Below are 19,731 nucleotides of genomic sequence, written 5' to 3' on the forward strand. Positions count from 1 at the left end.
CTTAATCTCCGCTGGGGCGACCGCGCATCTTCTTCACGTCAGAGCGACCGGATTTTGCCTTCAGCCTGCGCTCGACCGAACCTTTCGTCGGTTTGGTTTTCTTGCGCGGCGGCGGTGGCGGCTTGGCAGCTTCGAGGATCAACTCCTTCAGCCGCTCGCGCGCGTCCTCGCGGTTGCGGTCCTGACTGCGGAAACGGCTGGCTTCGATCATCAGCACGCCCTCCTTGGACATGCGCCGGCCCGCAAGTTTCATGGCATTGATCTTGACGCGCTCGTTCAGCGCCGGCGAAGTCTGGATGTTGAAGAACAGCTGGACGGCCGTCGAAACCTTATTGACGTTCTGCCCGCCGGGACCGCCCGCCAGAACGAACTGCTCCGTCAATTCCCATCCGGCGATGGTAATCCTGTCACTGATGTAGAGCGGTTCGCTGGCCATGAGATTTCTATCTCACATCACCGGCTGCTTGGAAACACGCAAAAACCCGGCCGATGTGGCCGGGTTTCACGTGAATCATCAATGCATTACTGCTAATTTACTCCGCCGCCACCCGAAAACCCGGAGCCGCATCGCGCACCCCGCCATCGACATGGTTCTCGAACTTCGCGAAATTGTCGACAAACATCGTCACAAGCTTCGTCGCCTGAGCGTCATAGGCAACCGCGTCTTGCCATGTCGACCGCGGGTCGAGAATCCCGCCATCGACGCCCGGTACGGCGACGGGAACGGCGAAGCCGAAGTTCGGATCGATGCGGAAATCTGCTTTGGTCAGATTCCCCGACAGCGCAGCCGCCAGCAGTGTGCGGGTCGCCTTGATCGGCATGCGCTTGCCGGAGCCGTAGGCGCCTCCGGTCCAGCCGGTGTTGACCAGCCAGCACTCGACGCCATGACGACCGATCAGCTCCTTCAGCAGGTTGCCGTATTCCGACGGATGCCGCGGCATGAATGGCGCGCCGAAGCAGGTAGAGAAGGTCGCTTCCGGCTCTGTCACGCCGCGCTCGGTGCCCGCCACCTTGGCGGTGTAGCCCGAGAGAAAATGGTACATGGCTTGGTCGGGCGTCAGCTTGGCAATCGGCGGCATCACGCCGAAGGCATCGGCCGTCAGCATAATGATCGTCTTCGGGTGGCCGGCGAGCCCCGTTTTCGACGCATTGGGAATGAAATCCAGCGGATAAGCACAACGCGTGTTCTCCGTCAGCGAGCCGTCGTTGAAGTCGGGCTCCCGGTTGGCATCAAGCACGACGTTTTCGAGAACCGTCCCGAAGCGCTGTGTCGTCGCGTAGATTTCCGGCTCCGCCTCGGGTGACAGACGGATTGTCTTGGCGTAGCAGCCACCCTCGAAGTTGAAGATTCCATTCTCGCCCCAGCCATGCTCGTCATCGCCGACCAGCGTGCGGGCAGGATCGGCAGACAATGTCGTCTTGCCGGTGCCTGACAAGCCGAAGAAGACCGCAGTATCGCCGTCCGGGCCGGCATTGGCCGAGCAGTGCATCGGCATGACACCCTTTGCCGGCAACAGGTAGTTCAGCACGGTGAAGACCGACTTCTTCATTTCGCCGGCATAGAAGGTGCCGGCAATCAAGATCTCGCCGTTCGTGAGGTCACAAGCGATGACCGTCTCGGTACGGCAGCCGTAACGCTCCGGATCGGCCTTGAAGGTCGGGAGGTCGATGATCGTCAGATTCGGAACGAAGCTTTCAAGCACCGACCTATCCGGGCGAATCAGCAGGTTGCGGATGAACAGCGAGTGCCAGGCAAGCTCCGTGACGACGCGGGTTGGCAGGGCGTTGCCTTCGTCGGCGCCGCCGATCAGATCTTGGACGAACAGGTCCTTGCCCGACGCGTGCGCGAGCATGTCCTGCTTGAGCAGCGCGAAATGCTCAGGCGACATCGGCTTGTTGTTGTCCCACCAGATTTCGTCTTCGGTGTTGGCATCCCGAACGACAAACTTATCCTTCGGCGAGCGACCGGTGTGCTGCCCCGTCAACGCACGCAGAGCTCCATGAGCGGTGAGTTCGGCCTCTCCTCGGCGAATCGCTTCTTCATAGAGAGACGCGGCGGTAAAGTTATATCGAACGCTTTTTGCGCTCGCAAAACCAGCCTTCGCCAACTCCGTCGCCGGGTTGTGGACTCCGAACAGCTCCATGGTCTTTCCTTCCCTTGAGGCTCGTGCCGTTAAGAACTGGGCGCGACCGTACGGGGAGGATTTTTAAAACACAATAGGGGAAATCAGATAAAATGTAGCAATATCAAACTATTAATCGATTTAAATTATTTCCGAATATTTTAAATCGTTTGAAACATACAGCGCAGCGTAAATTTATGGAACAACCCTTGATTGATCATTGGATCGTCCGGCAATCTTCCTCTTTATCTTTGCCACAATTTGTTCCACCTTTATCCCCATAAGCGCACCCGGTTCATAGCAGCCGCCTGGGGGACCTTCCAAAATCCGGGAGACGCGCATAGATGACGGAGACGAACACCATGCCGACAATCGCGCTCGTTGACGACGACCGCAATATCCTGACTTCAGTGTCAATCGCGCTGGAAGCCGAAGGATATAAGGTCGAGACCTATACGGATGGCGCTTCGGCCCTTGACGGTCTGCTCGCCCGCCCACCACAGCTTGCCATTTTTGACATCAAGATGCCTCGTATGGACGGGATGGAACTGCTGCGCCGCCTGCGTCAGAAATCCGACATACCGGTCATTTTCCTGACGTCCAAGGACGAGGAGATCGACGAACTCTTCGGCCTGAAGATGGGCGCCGATGACTTCATCACCAAGCCATTCTCGCAGCGGCTTCTGGTCGAGCGCGTCCGTGCTGTTCTGCGGCGGGCCTCCAGTCGCGAAGCTGTGGCAGCGACCGGTGGCTCAGCTCCGAAGCCGGGGGCAGCGCAGCTTGCTCGGTCGTTGGAACGGGGCCAGCTCGTCATGGACCAGGAACGCCACACCTGCACCTGGAAGGGCGAGCCTGTCACCTTGACGGTCACCGAATTCCTGATCCTGCACTCGCTTGCGCAGCGTCCTGGCGTGGTCAAGAGCCGCGATGCGCTCATGGATGCGGCCTATGACGAGCAAGTCTACGTTGACGACCGCACCATCGATAGCCACATCAAGCGGCTGCGGAAGAAATTCAAGATGGTCGACACCGACTTTGATATGATTGAAACGCTCTACGGAGTGGGATACCGCTTCCGCGAAGCAGCCTGACGCCCGAGCGGCGCGGCGTATGAGAATTGTCGAGGGCTAAGGCCGCGCTCAGCGCGGTCCGCTCTCCGAAAGGGCTGTCGTTGGCGCAGTTGGTGCAGGAAAGGGATTTGGATGACGTTGAGGGCGTAAGCGGCCGTCGCGTCACGGGACGGCGTTGGTCGCACCCCTTCACGATCATCCGGCGCATCTTCGGCAACGCTGTCTTTTCAAGCCTTACCCGGCGAATCCTGTTCTTCAATCTCGCGGCGCTGGTCGTTCTCGTCGGCGGCATTCTTTACCTCAACCAATTCCGCGAGGGACTGATCGACGCGCGCGTCGAGAGCTTGCTCACACAGGGCGAAATCATCGCGGGCGCTATTTCGGCCTCGGCGTCTGTCGATACCAACTCGATTACCATCGATCCCGAAAAGCTGCTCGAATTGCAAGCCGGGCAGAGTATCACCCCTGTTCCGAACGACGAGGATCTCGAATTTCCAATTGATCCGGAAAAGGTCGCCCCGGTGTTGCGCCGGCTGATCTCCCCGACACGGACGCGTGCCCGCATCTTCGACGCTGATGCCAACCTTTTGCTCGACTCCAGGCATCTCTATTCACGTGGCCAGGTTCTCCGTTTCGATCTACCGCCAGTCGCAGAAGAACAGCAGACATGGAGTGACTGGTTCACGACGATCTTCAACAAGGTACTGCAACCCGGGAATCTGCCGCTCTACAAGGAGGCGCCGGGCGGTGACGGTTCGATCTATCCGGAAGTGATGAACGCCTTGACCGGCGTGCGCGGTGCGGTCGTGCGCACGACGGAAAAAGGCGAGCTCATCGTTTCGGTCGCAGTGCCAATCCAGCGTTTCCGCGCCGTACTCGGCGTCCTGTTGTTGTCGACCCAGGCGGGAGATATCGACAATATCGTTCACGCTGAACGCCTCGGTATCATGCGCGTGTTCGGGGTAGCAACGCTCGTCAATGTGCTTCTGTCGCTTGTACTATCTTCGACGATCGCCAATCCATTGCGGCGCCTCTCCGCTGCCGCCATCAGGGTTCGCCGCGGCGCCAAGGAGCGCGAGGAAATCCCTGATTTCTCGGCCCGCCAGGATGAAATCGGCAACCTTTCCATCGCGCTACGCGAAATGACGACTGCGCTCTATGATCGCATCGACGCTATCGAGAGCTTCGCCGCCGATGTCAGCCATGAACTGAAGAACCCGCTCACCTCTCTGCGCAGCGCTGTCGAAACGCTGCCTCTCGCCAAGACGGACGAGTCCAAGAAACGTCTCATGGATGTTATCCAGCATGACGTTCGGCGCCTCGATCGTCTGATCAGCGACATCTCGGACGCCTCCCGCCTCGATGCAGAGCTTGCCCGCGTCGACGCCGGCTCGGTTGACCTTGAGATATTGCTGCGCGATCTCGTCGATGTTTCGCGCCAGATCCGTAGTCGCAAGAAAGAGGTTCAGATCGAATACGCCATCGAGCGAAAGCCGGGCGTCAAGACCCGTTTCGTGGTGAGCGGCCATGATCTGCGGATTGGCCAGATCATCACCAACCTGATCGAGAATGGGCGTTCCTTCGTGTCTGACAAGGACGGCAAGATAACCGTCAGGCTGGTGCGGACCCGCTCGCGCTGCGTCGTTTACATCGAAGACAATGGGCCAGGCATCCAGGCCGAGGATATCGACCGCATCTTCGAACGCTTCTACACCGACCGACCGGAAGCCGAAGGTTTTGGTCAGAACTCGGGGCTTGGGCTGTCGATCAGCCGGCAAATCGCCGAAGCACATGGCGGGTCGCTTCGTGCAGAAAACATCATCGACCCCGAGACCGACAAGATTGTCGGCGCCCGTTTCATTCTTGCTTTGCCCGTCGACCCCGCGGCATGATGAATGCTCCCACCAACGTCCACGCGACTGCCGTCGTGGTCGGCAAGACCGGGCTTTTGTTTGTGGGGCCTTCGGGATGGGGAAAATCGATGCTCGCCTTTGCCTGTATCAGCGAAGCTCAGCGCCTTGGTATCGCCGCGGTTCTTGTCGCCGACGATCAGGTTCTGATCTCGCAACGCGGCGGCGATGTGATTGCAGAATGCCCAGCCTCGATCGCGGGACTGATGGAATTGCGCGGCACGGGCATCGTTCGTCTGCCGCACATCACTGAAGCCCCTATGCATTATGCGGTTCTTCCCGGCAGCACTTCAGGCGAAGACCGCGTTCCGCCAGAGGGAGAACGCGCGACCATTGCCAGCGGCATCGATCTGCCTGCCCTCAGGTTGCTGTCCAACACCCCTCTGCCGCTGGCAGTATTAATGGCAAAGGCACTGGATATAGGACGATAATGCCCGCTAAATCAGCAAATCCAGCCGATAAAGTCTGATTTTTGTCTTGCACTTCGACTTTTCATCGCCAAGATGTGCCCCCACGGTGGACGCGATTGCTGCATTGCGATATTGGGCCCTCCGTTTGAATACGTTACTAGGAGCAGTAATATCATGATCGGACTTGTGCTTGTCACGCATGGCAAGCTGGCTGAAGAGTTTCGTCATGCGGTCGAACACGTCGTCGGTCCTCAGAAATTCATCGAAACGGTCTGCATCGGTCCCGAAGACGACATGGATCAGAGGCGTCAGGATATTCTGGAAGCAGTGACAGCCGCAGATGATGGCCATGGGGTGGTCATTCTGACGGACATGTTCGGCGGCACGCCTTCCAACCTGGCGATATCGGTCATGAGCAGCGGCCATACCGAGGTTATTGCCGGTATGAATTTGCCGATGCTGATCAAGCTTGCGGGCGTGCGCGGTGAAAACAACATGGAAAAGGCGCTGGTCGAAGCGTCCGAAGCCGGCCGCAAATACATCAATGTGGCCAGCCGCGTTCTGAGCGGCAAATAATGAGCTCCCCCGCCATGACATCCCCGCTCCTCCGCGAAATCCTCATCATCAACAAGCGGGGCTTGCACGCGCGCGCTTCGGCCAAGTTCGTCCAGACGGTCGAGAATTTCGATGCTGCTATTACCGTGTCGAAGGATGGGATGACGGTCGGCGGAACCTCGATCATGGGCTTGATGATGCTCGCGGCGAGCCCGGGCTCCAGCGTTGTGGTATCCGCCAGCGGCAACCAGGCCGCTCAGGCGCTGGAAGCACTTGATCAGCTTATTCAGAACAAGTTTGGCGAAGAAATTTAGCGCCTTCGAGCACATATAAACATATAAAGACTTCTTTATATCATTGTTGCCTTCGTCATGGAAGCCTGCTAAACGGCTGGAATACCCGCGCCCTGCGCGGAGCCTTTCACCGCGCGACCCCTTTTCGCGCCTTGCCTTTTGAGACGCTTTTCAGGTGGAGAACCAATGAGCACTGAAAAAGATTATGTCGTCGCCGACATCGGCCTCGCAGACTTCGGCCGCAAGGAAATCACGATCGCTGAAACCGAAATGCCGGGGCTGATGTCCTGCCGCGAAGAATTCGGCACGACCAAGCCGCTCAAGGGCGCGCGCATCACCGGCTCGCTGCACATGACGATCCAGACGGCGGTGCTGATCGAGACGCTGGTCGCGCTCGGGGCCGAAGTCCGTTGGGCCTCGTGCAACATCTTCTCGACGCAGGACCATGCCGCTGCTGCCATTGCAGCCTCCGGCGTTCCTGTTTTCGCCATCAAGGGCGAGTCGCTGCATGACTACTGGATCTACACCGACAAGATCTTCCAGTGGGCCGATGGCGGCCTCTCCAACATGATCCTCGACGATGGCGGCGATGCCACCATGTACATCCTGCTCGGCGCCCGTGCCGAGGCCGGTGAGGACGTGCTGTCGAACCCGCATTCGGAAGAAGAAGAAATCCTCTTCGCACAGATCAAGAAGCGCCTTGCCGCTTCGCCGGGCTGGTTCACCAAGCAGCGCGATGCGATCAAGGGTGTGACCGAAGAAACCACCACGGGCGTCAACCGCCTTTATCAGCTCAGCCAGAAGGGCCTTCTTCCCTTCCCTGCGATCAACGTCAACGATTCGGTCACCAAGTCGAAGTTCGACAACAAGTACGGCTGCAAGGAATCGCTGGTCGACGGCATCCGCCGTGGCACCGACGTGATGATGGCCGGCAAGGTCGCTGTCGTCTGCGGTTACGGCGACGTCGGCAAGGGTTCTGCTGCATCGCTTCTCGGTGCCGGCGCCCGCGTCAAGGTTACGGAGGTCGATCCGATCTGCGCACTGCAGGCTGCGATGGACGGTTTCGAAGTCGTCACGCTCGAGGACGTGGTGTCTTCGGCCGACATCTTCATCACCACGACCGGCAACAAGGACGTCATCCGCATCGACCACATGCGCGCTATGAAGGACATGGCGATCGTCGGCAACATCGGCCACTTCGACAACGAAATCGAAGTTGCGTCGCTACGTAACCTGAAGTGGACCAACATCAAGCCGCAAGTCGACCTGATCGAGTTCCCGAAGGGCAACCGCATTATCCTTCTCTCGGAAGGCCGCCTGCTGAACCTCGGCAACGCAACGGGCCACCCGTCCTTCGTCATGTCGGCTTCGTTCACCAACCAGACGCTGGCGCAGATCGAGCTGTTCACCAAGCCCGACCAGTACCAGAACCAGGTCTACATCCTGCCGAAGCACCTCGACGAGAAGGTCGCTCGCCTGCATCTCGAAAAGCTCGGCGTGAAGCTGACGCAACTTTCTGAGGAGCAAGCCGCCTATATCGGCGTAGCGCCCAAGGGTCCATTCAAGTCGGACCACTACAGATATTAACCAAGATATCAATTTCCACAACATGTAGAGGGCGCGGCATTGACAAATGCCGCGCCCTTATTTTTTGGTGCGCACCTTCCCGCCGATTCCCTTCCGAAGTATTGTTTTAGAACTCGATTCGGGCCACGGACGCGTCCGTTTGCTTCGAAAATGGGATGTCTTGTCGTAATGCGGCACATGAGGGACGGAGACATACCGCGCATGTCGGAAATGATGCACAGCCTGGTCAAACAGGCAGAGGACGGCGCTCATGCCTCTCCCTGCCCGCTTCCCCCGGCTAGAGAGATACCGGTCGGCCCAATCAGGGCATCGACATGGAAACCAGGGCTGTTGACCCGCGTGGTGAAGATATTTGCTGCGGGTACCGCCATTGCATCGACTGCCCGGCCAGTGCTCGCGCAGGCCGAAGCGGAAGCGATTGTGTCCGCTCATCTTTTCACATCCACACAAGTTGTCGGCCTTTCCGTCGTGATCGGCGTGATTTCGGCGGCTCTGCTCTCCACACTGTGGGTCGTTCGCCAGCGCGGCAACCTTGAAAGCGAGAGCCGCCAAATCCGGTCGGCACTTTCCGATGCGCAGCAACGCATCTCCCAGTACCAAGCACTGATCGCCGACAAGAACCGCCGCATCGTCATCTGGGATGGTGACGAGCGTCCTGAGTTGCTGGGCCAGCTACCAGCCGAAACCGGCGCACCCCAGGACAACGAATTTCTGGCCTTCGGCCTGTGGTTGAAACCGCGTTCGGCATCAGAACTCGACAGATCGATAGACCGTCTTCGCCAGTCGGCCCACAGCTTCGACATGGTCGTGGAAACCTATCGCGACGAGATCCTTGAAGCGCAGGGACGCGTGTCCGGCGGCCGCGCCTTCGTTCGCTTCGTCGCCCTCAACAATCTTCGCGCCGAGCTTGCAGAGCTGAAGATCGAGCGCGACCGGCTCATGGGCTCGATTTCGGCATTCCAGGGCCTGCTTGATTCCATCGATCTGCCTGCGTGGCAACGCGATACCGAGGGACGGCTGACATGGGTCAACCACGCCTATGGTGACGCCGTGGAAGCAAGCTCGCCGGCGCAGGCGGTCGACGAAAGCCGAGAATTCCTCACGACGATCGCACGCGAGCGTATTCGCGCCACCTCCACGCCAGAATCGCCCTTTCACGACAAGATCTCGACCGTTGTCAGCGGCAACCGAACGTTTTTCGACGTGGTTGACGTCAAGGTTCCGAGTGGCTCGGCCGGGATAGCTGTCGATGTCTCCGGCATCGAGGCCGTGCGCGCCGAGTTGGAGCGCACGCTGAAGAGCCATGCTGAGACGCTCGATCATCTGGCAACGCCGGTTGCGATCTTCGATGGCGAGCGGCGACTGCAATTCTACAACCAGGCCTTCGTTTCGCTCTGGGAGCTTGATATCGCCTTCCTGGAAGCCCGGCCGGACAATGCTGAACTGCTGGAGCGTCTGCGCGCCGCCAAGAAGCTGCCGGATCAGCTTAACTGGAAGACCTGGAAGGAGACCGCCCTCTCGGTCTATCGCGCGCTCGATACCCAGTCCGATCTCTGGCATCTCCCCAACGGTCAGACGCTGCGTGTCTTCGCAACCGCCCATCCTCAGGGTGGTGCGACTTGGGTCTTCGAGAACCTAACCGAACAGGTCGACCTCGAGACACGTTACAATACGCTGCTTAAAGTACAGGGCGAGACCATCGACCACCTTTCCGAAGGCGTTGCGGTGTTCGGAGCTGACGGACGCATCCGCCTTTCGAACCCCGCCTTCCGCGCCCTTTGGGGTATCACCGAGGTCGAGGCCAAGCCCGGAACGCATATTCGCGCGCTGGGCGAGGCGTGTGCGCCGTCCTATGACCGGCCGGATGGCTGGAAGGCTTTTGCCGAACTGATTACCAGCTTCGACGACGAGCGGCGCTCCAGCCAGGGAACGCTTGAACTGTTCTCCGGCCTTGTCCTTGACTACGCGATCATACCGCTGCCGAACGCCCAGACGATGTTGACCTTCGTCAACATGACGGACAGCGTTCGCGCAGAACGCGCGCTGACCGAGAAAAACGAAGCGCTGCGCAAGGCCGACGAATTGAAGAACGATTTCGTCCAGCACGTTTCCTACGAACTGCGTTCACCGCTTACCAATATCATCGGCTTCACCGACCTCTTGCGCACGCCCGGCGTTGGCGAGTTCAATGAACGACAGGCCGAGTATATCGATCACATCTCGACATCCTCATCGGTGCTGCTGACGCTGGTGAACGACATTCTCGATCTGGCGACCGTCGATGCCGGGATCATGCGGTTGAACTATTCCGAGATCGATCTCGGCGACCTGCTCGACGACGTGTCGATCCAGATCGCCGACCGGCTTCAGGAGAGCAGCGTAACGCTGGAGATCATCGCGCCCGCCCGCCTTGGATCAATTGTCGCAGACCCGCAGCGACTGAAGCAGATTCTGGTCAAGCTTTTGTCAAATGCGGCGAATTTCTCGCCGGAAGGCGCTGCAATCTCGTTGAAGTGCCAGCGCGAGGGGACTGACTTCGTTTTTTCCGTCAGCGATCACGGCCCCGGAATCGCGCAGGACGTGATCTCCAACGTCTTCGACCGCTTCGCCACCGGCGCAAAGAGCGGCAAACGCGGTGGCGCCGGACTGGGTCTTTCCATCGTCGACAGTTTCGTCAACCTGCATAACGGCCAGGTCGCGATCGACAGCCAAGCGGGCAAGGGAACGACCGTAACCTGCCGCATTCCCTCCGCCAATCTGCCTTCCTCAGTCGCCGCCGAATGACAACGGCTACCGCCATCTCGCTCTATCTGGAGGATGAGGCGGAAACCCTGCGCCTCGGCGAAGACTTGGCATTGGCGCTGAAGCCGGGCGATTGCCTTGCGCTTTCAGGCGAACTCGGTGCGGGAAAATCCGCTCTAGCCCGTGCGTTTCTGCGTGCACTCGCCGATGACGCCGAGCTGGAAGTACCGAGCCCGACCTTTACCCTGGTTCAGTCCTACGATCTGCGTATTCCGATCTCCCACTTCGATCTCTACCGGCTGGCCGATCCGGGAGAGCTGAACGAGCTTGGCTTCGAAGAAGCACTGCAGAGTGGCATCTGCCTTGTCGAGTGGCCTGAGATGGCCGACGGCGAAATGCCGGCAGATCGTATCACCCTAAGACTCACCCACGAGGGTGCAGGGCGTCGGGTCACGATTGCGGCCTTGGGGAAACAGGCGTCCCGCATTCGACGGGTTCTTGCCATCCGCCAGTTTCTCGGCAAGGCGGGATTTCCAGAGGCTGAACGCAGGTTTCTGACCGGCGATGCATCTCTTCGCGCCTATGAAGCAGTCTACGCGGGCGATGGCATTCGTCGAATCCTGATGGATTGGCCGCCGCTGCCGGAAGGGCCGCCCGTTCTTGACGGCAAGCCCTACCCAAAGGTTGCGCACATTGCCGAGAACGCCTACCCCTTCGTGGCTATCGCCGCGGCGCTGCGCGACGATGGATTTGCCGCGCCGGAAATCTACGACGTCGACTATGACCAGGGAATCTTGCTGCTGGAGGATCTTGGCACCGACGGCGTTCTCGACGCTGCTGGCCGACCAATCCCCGAGCGCTATCGAGAAAGCGTTGCCTGCCTGGCAAAGCTGCATTCACACACGATACCGCAGGATATTCGTGTGTCCGACGCGCATATCCACCATATCCCGGATTTCGACCGAACCGCGATGAAGATGGAGGTTCGCCTCGTTCTGGACTGGCATCTGCCTTGGAGACGCGAAGGCGCGCCAGCAAGCGACGCCGAGCGGGATGACTATCTTGCGATATGGGACAGCCTGATCGACCAGCTGGAAACAGTAGAGAAAAATCTGCTGCTTCGCGATTTCCACTCACCCAATATCATCTGGCGCGGGAACGAGACCGGGGTTCGGCGGATCGGCTTGATTGATTTTCAGGATGCGATGATCGGCCCCACCGCCTATGATCTCGCCTCGATCACGCAGGATGCCCGCGTCACCATCGAACCCGACCTGTTCGACCAACTGATGGAGCACTACCTGTCGCTGCGACGCGCTGGAGGGAATTTCGAGGAGGCGAGCTTCCTGAAGAGTTGGGCGATCATGTCGGCACAGCGCAACTGTAAGCTTGCCGGCCTCTGGGTTCGATTGATGCAGCGCGACGGCAAGCCCGTCTACATGAAACATATGCCGCGCACGCTCTCGTATCTTGGGGTTGCCTTGAAGCACGAAGCGCTTGCCCCCTTGCGCGACTGGTGCTTAAGGGCTGGAATAGTAACCAGCGAATCATAAGTTCCGGATGATATGACCATCAAACAAGCCATGGTGCTGGCTGCCGGTCTCGGCACCCGCATGCGCCCGATTACCGATGCCATCCCCAAGCCGCTGGTGAAAATCGACGGCAAGGCCATGATTGACTACGCGCTGGATCTGCTTGTCGAAGCCGGCGTCGAAAAAGCGGTCGTAAATGTGCACCACCACGCTGACCAGATGCTGGAACATCTGCGTGGCTACAGGAGGCTTGAAGTCATCATTTCCGATGAGCGCGAGCGGCTGATGAACAGCGGCGGCGGCTTGGCGAAAGGCCTGAAGCTTCTTGAACCGGGCAACGTTTTCGTGACCAATGCCGATCTCTTCTGGATCGGCGAGCGTGCAGGCAAGCCGAGCAACCTTCGCCGCTTGGCCGGTATCTTCGATCCCTGCAGCATCGATATGGCGATGCTGTGCGTCAATCTCGAGGACACAACGGGACACAACGGCAAGAACGATTTTAACCTCTCGGCCGACGGCAAGCTCAACCGGTATGGCGAAGACAGCCAAGCCCCGGTCGTCTACGCCGGTGCGATCGCGATGAACACGGCGTTCCTCGGCGATGCGCCAGCGGAGCCATTCAACCTCAACCTCTATTTCGACAAGGCGATCGCTCGCGGGCGGCTTTTCGGCATGGTTCTGGAGGGCCACTGGCTCACAGTCGGTACGCCCGAGGCGATCGGCGAAGCGGAGGAAACGATCCGACGTTATCGGACGTTTGCTTAGACGATGATCGAGCGTCACCGCCCACGCGTTTTGACGATTCCGATAGGGCTACCGTTTCTGGCAACCCTGGCGGAAACGCTTTGCGACGGGAGGCTCACGCCAATCTTCCGTCATGATCCCGCCGATCCGCTCTCGCTATCCAAGGTCACGATCTATCTTCCCACGCGGCGCGCTGTGCGCGTGCTCCGTTCGGCGTTCGTCGATTTGCTTGGCGGACGCTCGGCTATCCTGCCGGTGATCAGGCCGCTTGGCGAAACGGATGACGATAGCGGCTACTTCGACGAGGCGCTTCCCGCTTCGCTCGATCTCGCTCAGCCGCTCTCGAACGCCGCGCGCCTACTGGAGTTGGCGCGACTGATCCTCGCCTGGCGTAACAAGCTGCCAGAGATCGTGCGGAGTATTCACTCCGATACGCCGCTGGTAGCGCCGGCAAGTCCTGCCGATGCGATCTGGCTGGCCCGGAACCTCGCCGAACTGATCGATTCGGTCGAGACCGAGGACCGCGACTGGAGCGAGCTTGGTCGGTTGACCGCCAGGGATCATGCACTCTGGTGGCAATTGACCGCGGAGTTTCTACAGATCGCCAGCGCCTTCTGGCCGGAGCGTTTGAGCGAACTCGGCAAATCCTCGCCGGCGCGGCACCGCAATGCCATCCTCCGTGCCGAGGCAAATCGAATTGCGGCAATGCCACCGACAGGGCCGATTATCATTGCAGGTTCGACCGGCTCTGTTCCTGCCACGGCGGATCTCATAGGCGCGGTCGCAAAGAGGACAGAGGGCGTCATCGTCCTCCCCGGGCTCGACGTTGGAATGCCCGAGGAGCTTTGGCGGATGGTGGCGCCTGAACACGGCACGTCGGATTCCGCCAGCCGAAGCCACTCGCAGTATGGCCTTTCCGTGCTCCTGAGGAGCCTGCAGCTGACGCGAAACGATGTCACCGTGATCGGCGAAGCGCCATCGGCCTTAAAAAAGCGCGCCGAGATTCTTTCCCGTGCACTTTGCCCGGCGGAGGCGACGAGCGAATGGGGAGCCTGGAAGAGCAGTTTGGCGGACGACGCCCTATCCACGGCGTTTGAGGACGTCGCTCTGATCGAGGCTGGCAACGAACGCGAAGAGGCGACGGCCATCGCCATTGCCCTCCGTCTGGCGCTCGAACGCCCCGGAATGGATGGCGAGAGCCGGGCGGCCTTGATTACACCGGACCGGAATCTCGCCCGGCGCGTCATGGCGGAGCTTTCGCGCTTCGATATTGTTGCCGATGATTCCGGTGGCACGCCGCTTTCCGCAACCCCGCAAGGCACGCTGCTGCAATTGCTTCTGGAGGCAACGTTGCGCCCCGGAGATCCGGTCGCGATTGTTGGTCTACTCAAGCATCCACTGGCGCGCTTCGGTCTCGATCAGCAGGCACTCGCCGAGGCCGTGGCCGCGCTCGAGCTTCTTGCGTTGCGCGGCGGCGTGGGGGAAGTTGATGTCTGCTCACTCGAACCGCTCCTCGATCAGCAGCTGACCGAACAGGCGAACGAGCGGCACGCGCCGAACTGGCGCAAGGCCCTTCCGCCGGACGCTGCCGAAAGAGCCCGTGATCTTGCTCGCCGGGTCGGAGAAGCCGCTGGACCCCTTGCTTCAGCGCTGGTGCGGCGTCAATCAAGCGACTGCGGGCTGACAACGGGCTTTACACTTTCCGAATGGGCGGAGCGCACCGGGCGTGCGATCGAGGCGGTAGCTCAAGACGAACGCGGTGATCTCGCCGGCCTCTGGGCCGGCGAGGCTGGCGACGCGCTGGTCAAACTCCTCAGCGAAGTGATCGAGACCGAAGGCCAGATCGAAGCCGACGGGCCGCAGTGGATCGATATCATGGCCGCGCTCTCGGCCGGGCAGTCGGTGAAACCCCGTGCGCTCAACCATCCACGGCTTTTCATTTTTGGCACGCTAGAAGCACGCCTGCAGAGCGTCGACACACTGATCCTGGGCGGACTGAACGAAGGCTCGTGGCCGGGGCAGACGGCCAACAATCCGTTCATTTCCCGTTCGATGAAAACGGAGATCGGGCTAGAGCCACCGGAACGCCGGATCGGGCAGCTGGCGCACGATTTCGAGATGGCCAACGGAACGCGGCACCTCGTCTATTCGCGGGCACTGCGCCAGGGTTCGACGCCAACGGTCGCCTCCCGCTGGCTGCAGCGGTTGTTCGCCTTAGGCGGCAAAGCATTCGAGGCGGAGCTGAAGGATCGTGGCGAGCATTACGTCCGTTGGGCGAGCGCCGTTGATCAGGGTGAGCGGCAGGCACCGGCGCAGCGGCCCAGTCCCGTTCCACCGCGCGATCTGCAGCCCAAATCCTACTCATTCAGCGAAGTCGGCCGATTGCGCCGAGATCCGTATTCGATCTACGCGCGGCGTGTTCTGCGGCTGCATCCCGTCGATCCGTTTAACCGCGATCCGGGTGTCGCCGAACGGGGTACGCTCTACCACAAGATAATCGACCGGTTCGTTCGCGAGGGGAACGTCGCGGGCACGGCGGATGCGGCCACCGCCATGGAGCGAATTCTTAGCGAATTGTTCGATATCGAGCAGCTGCCGCCGCATATCGACGCCGTATGGAGACCGCGTTTCCGCGAAGTCGCCCGCTCCTTCCTCGATTGGGAAGCGGAAAGGCGGCCAAGCATCCGGAAGACGCTGACTGAGGTGCGCGGCGGTATCGAGCTCGAGCAGATCGGCATCCGCCTCAACGGCGTTGCGGACCGGATCGACATCACGGGACCGAACGCGGCCGATATCATCGACTACAAGACGGGTTTCAATCCTTCGCCTGCCCAGGCGCGAGCGCTTCTCGATCCGCAGCTGGCGCTTGAGGCGGCGGCTCTTAACGCCGGTGCGTTCCGCGATGCAGGGAGCCTTGTACCTCAGGATCTTCTTTATGTTCGACTGCGACCAGGAACCCGGTTCCAGGTCGATACAGTCAACAACGAGTTCTCGACCCGCGGTGACAAGGCGAAGTCGGCGCTGGATCTGGCGACCGACTCTATAGACCGGCTGGTAAAGTTCGTGTCCCTGCTGCAATCCGGCGAGAAGGGCTTTACCTCACGCCTGATTCCCGCGCAGCAGTTCGAATTCGGCGGCGACTATGATCACCTTGCACGTGTGGCGGAGTGGTCGACCGCTGAAAGCGACGAGGCCAGCGGCGATGAATAGCGACACCGGACTGCCGGACGGCGACGATCCTATAGCCTGGACCAGCTGGACGACGATCCAGCAGTCGATCGCATCGGATCCCAAGCGCTCCGCCTGGGTTTCCGCCAATGCCGGTTCCGGCAAGACGCACGTGCTGACGCAAAGGGTAATCCGACTTCTGCTTGCCGGTGCACGCCCATCGTCGATCCTTTGCCTGACCTACACAAAGGCTGCAGCTTCTGAAATGTCGATTCGGGTCTTCGATCGGCTGGCGGAGTGGGCCGTGCTTTCCGACGATGATCTCATCCAGCGAATTGCCGAGATAGAGGGAAGGTCGCCGGATACGATAAAGCTCGCGCAAGCCCGCCGCCTGTTTGCCAAGGCGCTGGAAACACCGGGTGGGCTGAAGATCCAGACGATTCACGCCTTCTGCGAAGCCCTGCTCCATCAGTTTCCGCTGGAAGCGAACGTTGCCGGCCATTTTTCCGTGCTCGACGACCGGGCGGCCGCAACGTTGCTCTCCGATGCACGGCGATCGCTGCTGACGGCAACGACGCCCGAGGGAGATCGGGTTCTCGCCGAGGCATTTTCCTACGTTCTCAACCTCGGTGACGAATCGGGTCTCGAAAGGCTGCTGGAAGAGATCGTCGCAAATCGCAATGCGATCCGGATTTTCACACGGGTGGCAGAGCAAAGTGGTGGTGTTGAAGGCGTCCTCAGGACCAGACTGGGCCTTTCCGGTAACGACACGGAGGCGAGCATTTTCGAAGAATACTGGCCGTTGCCCAGTCTCAGGGGCAACGCGCTTGAGCGCTATGTCACCCTTGCAGAGCAGAAAGGCGGAGCAAAGGCGCAGGATATCGCCGCCGGCCTCAACGCGGTATCACGTGAGCGCCATCCTGCGCGGCGCGTCCCCATGCTGGAGCGGGTTTTTCTCACCACCAAGGGCGAACCCAAGTCGGATTCCCAATTCTTCGTGAAAGCGATGCTGAGCGAAGCTCCCGAACTCGCCGAGGCTATGGCGGTAGCCCGGGCGCATGTCGTCTCCTGTCGTGACCGCCTGAAGATCGTCCGGATGTACGACGCGACGCGGGCCGCGTTGATTCTCGCCACCCGGTTGGACCGGGACTACGAGGATCTCAAGAAGCAACGAAGCCAGCTCGATTTCGAGGATCTGATTACGCGCACTGCCGAATTGCTGACCAAAAGCGATGTCGGACCATGGATTCACTACAAGCTTGACCAAGGCATCGATCATATTCTGGTCGACGAGGCGCAGGATACCAGTCCTGTCCAGTGGAGTGTGATCCAATCACTCGCCGAAGACTTCTTTTCCGGCGAGAGCGCGCGCGACGTCGTTCGCACACTGTTTGCAGTCGGCGACGAGAAGCAATCCATCTATTCGTTTCAGGGCGCACGACCGGAGCGCTTTTCTGAGGAGAGCCAACGCACGCGGCACCGCGTGTCGCAAAGCGGTCTGGCTTTTTCTTCGGTACGCCTGCCGCTATCCTTCCGCTCGACGTCCGATGTTTTGGCAGCCGTGGATCACATCTTCGGGCCAGCCGACAATGCGCGCGGCCTCAGTGCCGACGGAGAACCGGTCGTACACCGCTCCAACCGCATCGGCCACCCCGGTGCCGTCGATCTCTGGGAGATGATCGCGCCGGAAGTGGCGATCAAGGAAGAGGATTGGACGGCACCCTTCGATGCGACCCCGGAGAGCGCGCCGGCGGCCATTCTTGCTCGTCGCATTGCACATGCGATCGACGGTCTGGTCGGCAAGGAGACAATCGTCAACAAGGGCAAAGAGCGCCCGATCGAGGCCGGTGATATCCTTGTTCTGGTCCGGAAGCGCGATTCCTTCGTCAATGCTCTGACACGGGCGCTGAAACGGCGCGGCAACATTCCGGTTGCGGGCGCCGACCGCTTGCGCCTGACCAGCCATATCGCCATTCAGGATCTCGTGGCGCTCGGCCGCTTCCTGCTTCTACAGGAAGACGACCTTTCCCTGGCTGCGTTGATGAAGAGCCCGTTGCTTGACCTCAGCGAGGACGACATCTTTGCGGTTGCCGCCCTTCGCGGCGACGGCGACAGCGTCTGGTCTCATATCAACAAGTTCGCGGCAGACGGCAACGTGCGACTGGGCGCCGCCGTTGAGCGGCTAAGACTGTTTCTGGCCGAATCGAAGAATCTCTCGGTGCATGATTTCTATGCTCGAGTGCTCGGTAGCCATGGTGGGAGGCGACAGTTTCTCGCCCGGCTCGGCACCGAAGTCAGCGACATTCTCGATGAGTTCCTCACCTTCTCGCTCGATCACGAAAACTCCGGTCTGCCGGGACTGCAATCGTTCGTTTCGACCCTGGAACTGGAAGCACCCGAGGTGAAACGCGAGCAAGATAAGGGCCGCAATGAAGTGCGGATCATGACGGTGCACGCTTCCAAGGGCTTGGAGGCTCCGATCGTTTTCCTGGTTGACGGTGGCTCCAAGGCGTTCACGCACACGCATATGCCGAAGCTTCGAATGCTGGAGCAGCGGGGCAGCGGTCCACCGATGCCTGTTTGGGTTCCGCTCGGTGATCTCGGCAATTCGCTGACGCAGGCGGATGCAACCCGTATTCAGGTCCTAGCCGAGGAAGAGTATCGCCGCCTTCTCTACGTGGCCATGACCCGCGCCGCTGATCGACTGGTTGTTTGCGGTTATCGCGGCGTCCGCACCAACACCGATACCTGGCACGCTATGATTTCCGCCGCGATGACCAATAGCCATCCGCATGTTTCCGTCGCTGCATTTTCAGGACCGGATGGCGATTGGCAGGGAATCAAATGGCGGGTACCGCGTATCGACCGCAGCTTCGAGCGGGCTGAGCGGGCTGAGTCGACCGCAATACGCCAAGCGTTGCCGATAGATCTCAATCGGCCACTACCACCACAGAAACAGCTGCCACGGCCGCTCAGCCCATCCGGCGCAGGCACGATCATTGATGAGGAAGCCGACGATCTGCTGGTGGTTTCACCGCTGTTTGGCGCGCAACCAAAATCTGACCGAGCGCTGCAGAAGGGCCGATTGCTCCATCGTATGTTGCAGATTCTGCCTGAGATAGCGCATGAGGAGCGGGCGGATGCTGCCAACCGCTACGTCGAGCGGGCCGCTCGCTTCTGGACCGACATCGAGCGCCAGACGCTGGTCGCTTCGGTTCTGGAGGTGTTGGCGGAGCCTGAACTGGCTCCTATCTTCCAGGCGCATGCGCAGTCCGAAGTCTCGATCATGGGGACGCTGTCGCTTGACGACCGGCAGTATGCGGTGTCTGGCCGCGTTGATCGGCTGGCCGTAATCGGGGATCGAGTTGTGATCCTTGACTACAAGACAAATCGCGTACCGCCGCGGACCGCGGAAACCATACCTTTCGCGCATCGTGCGCAGCTCGCAATCTATCGAAACCTCCTCGCGCCCCTTTATCCCGGCAAACGCATCGATTGCGTACTCGTCTATACAGAGAACGCTGCCGTGCATATCCTGACGCCGGATGCAATGGCATTGGCGCTTGCGCAGCTCAAGACAAAGTGAAATATCGGACA

General features: G+C 60.0%; 13 protein-coding genes. 11 read left to right on the top strand and 2 right to left on the bottom strand.

The window, feature by feature from the left end; all coding sequences use genetic code 11:
• Position 1 precedes the first annotated feature (1 nt).
• Together arfB and ASC90_RS14575 are read right to left on the bottom strand one after the other, a co-directional pair.
• Positions 2–436, bottom strand: a complete 435-nt coding sequence (gene arfB, locus ASC90_RS14570; protein WP_056541650.1) for an alternative ribosome rescue aminoacyl-tRNA hydrolase ArfB — start codon at positions 434–436, stop codon at positions 2–4.
• Positions 437–533: 97 nt separating this feature from the next.
• Positions 534–2,144, bottom strand: coding sequence for a phosphoenolpyruvate carboxykinase (locus ASC90_RS14575; RefSeq protein ID WP_056541652.1), 1,611 nt, complete (start codon positions 2,142–2,144; stop codon positions 534–536).
• 341 nt (positions 2,145–2,485) lie between these two features.
• Between ASC90_RS14575 and ASC90_RS14580 the strand changes: the two genes are divergently transcribed.
• The 11 genes from ASC90_RS14580 (at position 2,486) to addA (ending at position 19,720) form a co-directional block, all read left to right on the top strand.
• Complete coding sequence (locus tag ASC90_RS14580) at positions 2,486–3,214, top strand: response regulator transcription factor (protein ID WP_200950916.1); 729 nt, start codon at positions 2,486–2,488, stop codon at positions 3,212–3,214.
• Positions 3,215–3,321: 107 nt separating this feature from the next.
• Positions 3,322–5,085: a sensor histidine kinase gene (locus ASC90_RS14585; protein ID WP_244480393.1), complete on the top strand. Its 1,764-nt coding sequence runs from the start codon at positions 3,322–3,324 to the stop codon at positions 5,083–5,085.
• On the top strand, positions 5,082–5,534 hold the full coding sequence (locus tag ASC90_RS14590) for a serine/threonine protein kinase (protein WP_082519925.1): 453 nt from the start codon (positions 5,082–5,084) through the stop codon (positions 5,532–5,534). Before ASC90_RS14585 ends, ASC90_RS14590 begins: the two co-directional genes overlap by 4 nt.
• Before the next feature lie 153 nt (positions 5,535–5,687).
• Positions 5,688–6,089, top strand: coding sequence for a PTS sugar transporter subunit IIA (locus ASC90_RS14595; protein ID WP_056541663.1), 402 nt, complete (start codon positions 5,688–5,690; stop codon positions 6,087–6,089).
• Between the two features lie 14 nt (positions 6,090–6,103).
• The gene (locus ASC90_RS14600; protein ID WP_056542606.1) at positions 6,104–6,382 is read left to right on the top strand and encodes an HPr family phosphocarrier protein; all 279 of its coding nucleotides are present in this window, start codon (positions 6,104–6,106) and stop codon (positions 6,380–6,382) included.
• 165 nt (positions 6,383–6,547) lie between these two features.
• A complete protein-coding gene (gene ahcY, locus ASC90_RS14605) occupies positions 6,548–7,948 on the top strand; it encodes an adenosylhomocysteinase (protein WP_056541666.1) in 1,401 nt (466 codons plus the stop codon).
• A 201-nt stretch (positions 7,949–8,149) separates the two neighbouring features.
• Positions 8,150–10,732 (top strand): PAS domain-containing sensor histidine kinase, encoded by a 2,583-nt coding sequence (locus tag ASC90_RS14610; protein ID WP_056541669.1) that lies wholly within the window; start codon positions 8,150–8,152, stop codon positions 10,730–10,732.
• Entirely contained in the window at positions 10,729–12,243 is a 1,515-nt protein-coding gene (gene tsaE, locus ASC90_RS14615) for a tRNA (adenosine(37)-N6)-threonylcarbamoyltransferase complex ATPase subunit type 1 TsaE (RefSeq protein ID WP_056541672.1), read from the top strand. The genes ASC90_RS14610 and tsaE overlap by 4 nt, the downstream gene beginning before the upstream one ends.
• Before the next feature lie 12 nt (positions 12,244–12,255).
• Positions 12,256–12,987 carry a nucleotidyltransferase family protein gene (locus ASC90_RS14620; protein WP_056541673.1) on the top strand — a complete coding sequence of 244 codons (732 nt, stop codon included), beginning with the start codon at positions 12,256–12,258 and terminating at the stop codon, positions 12,985–12,987.
• Positions 12,988–12,990: 3 nt separating this feature from the next.
• Positions 12,991–16,176 (top strand): double-strand break repair protein AddB, encoded by a 3,186-nt coding sequence (gene addB / locus ASC90_RS14625; RefSeq protein ID WP_056541676.1) that lies wholly within the window; start codon positions 12,991–12,993, stop codon positions 16,174–16,176.
• Positions 16,169–19,720, top strand: a complete 3,552-nt coding sequence (addA, locus tag ASC90_RS14630; RefSeq protein ID WP_056541681.1) for a double-strand break repair helicase AddA — start codon at positions 16,169–16,171, stop codon at positions 19,718–19,720. Before addB ends, addA begins: the two co-directional genes overlap by 8 nt.
• The last annotated feature ends 11 nt before the right edge of the window (positions 19,721–19,731 follow it).

This window comes from Rhizobium sp. Root1220, from assembly GCF_001426265.1.
Classification (GTDB): Bacteria; Pseudomonadota; Alphaproteobacteria; order Rhizobiales; family Rhizobiaceae; genus Rhizobium.

Coding starts and splice junctions, on each gene's coding strand:
- ASC90_RS14620 (WP_056541673.1), top strand. CDS start 12,256: ATGACCATCAAACAAGCCATGGTGCTGGCTGCCGGTCTCGGCACCCGC.
- tsaE (WP_056541672.1), top strand. CDS start 10,729: ATGACAACGGCTACCGCCATCTCGCTCTATCTGGAGGATGAGGCGGAA.
- addB (WP_056541676.1), top strand. CDS start 12,991: ATGATCGAGCGTCACCGCCCACGCGTTTTGACGATTCCGATAGGGCTA.
- arfB (WP_056541650.1), bottom strand. CDS start 436: ATGGCCAGCGAACCGCTCTACATCAGTGACAGGATTACCATCGCCGGA.
- ASC90_RS14575 (WP_056541652.1), bottom strand. CDS start 2,144: ATGGAGCTGTTCGGAGTCCACAACCCGGCGACGGAGTTGGCGAAGGCT.
- addA (WP_056541681.1), top strand. CDS start 16,169: ATGAATAGCGACACCGGACTGCCGGACGGCGACGATCCTATAGCCTGG.
- ASC90_RS14590 (WP_082519925.1), top strand. CDS start 5,082: ATGATGAATGCTCCCACCAACGTCCACGCGACTGCCGTCGTGGTCGGC.
- ASC90_RS14610 (WP_056541669.1), top strand. CDS start 8,150: ATGTCGGAAATGATGCACAGCCTGGTCAAACAGGCAGAGGACGGCGCT.
- ASC90_RS14595 (WP_056541663.1), top strand. CDS start 5,688: ATGATCGGACTTGTGCTTGTCACGCATGGCAAGCTGGCTGAAGAGTTT.
- ASC90_RS14580 (WP_200950916.1), top strand. CDS start 2,486: ATGCCGACAATCGCGCTCGTTGACGACGACCGCAATATCCTGACTTCA.
- ASC90_RS14600 (WP_056542606.1), top strand. CDS start 6,104: ATGACATCCCCGCTCCTCCGCGAAATCCTCATCATCAACAAGCGGGGC.
- ahcY (WP_056541666.1), top strand. CDS start 6,548: ATGAGCACTGAAAAAGATTATGTCGTCGCCGACATCGGCCTCGCAGAC.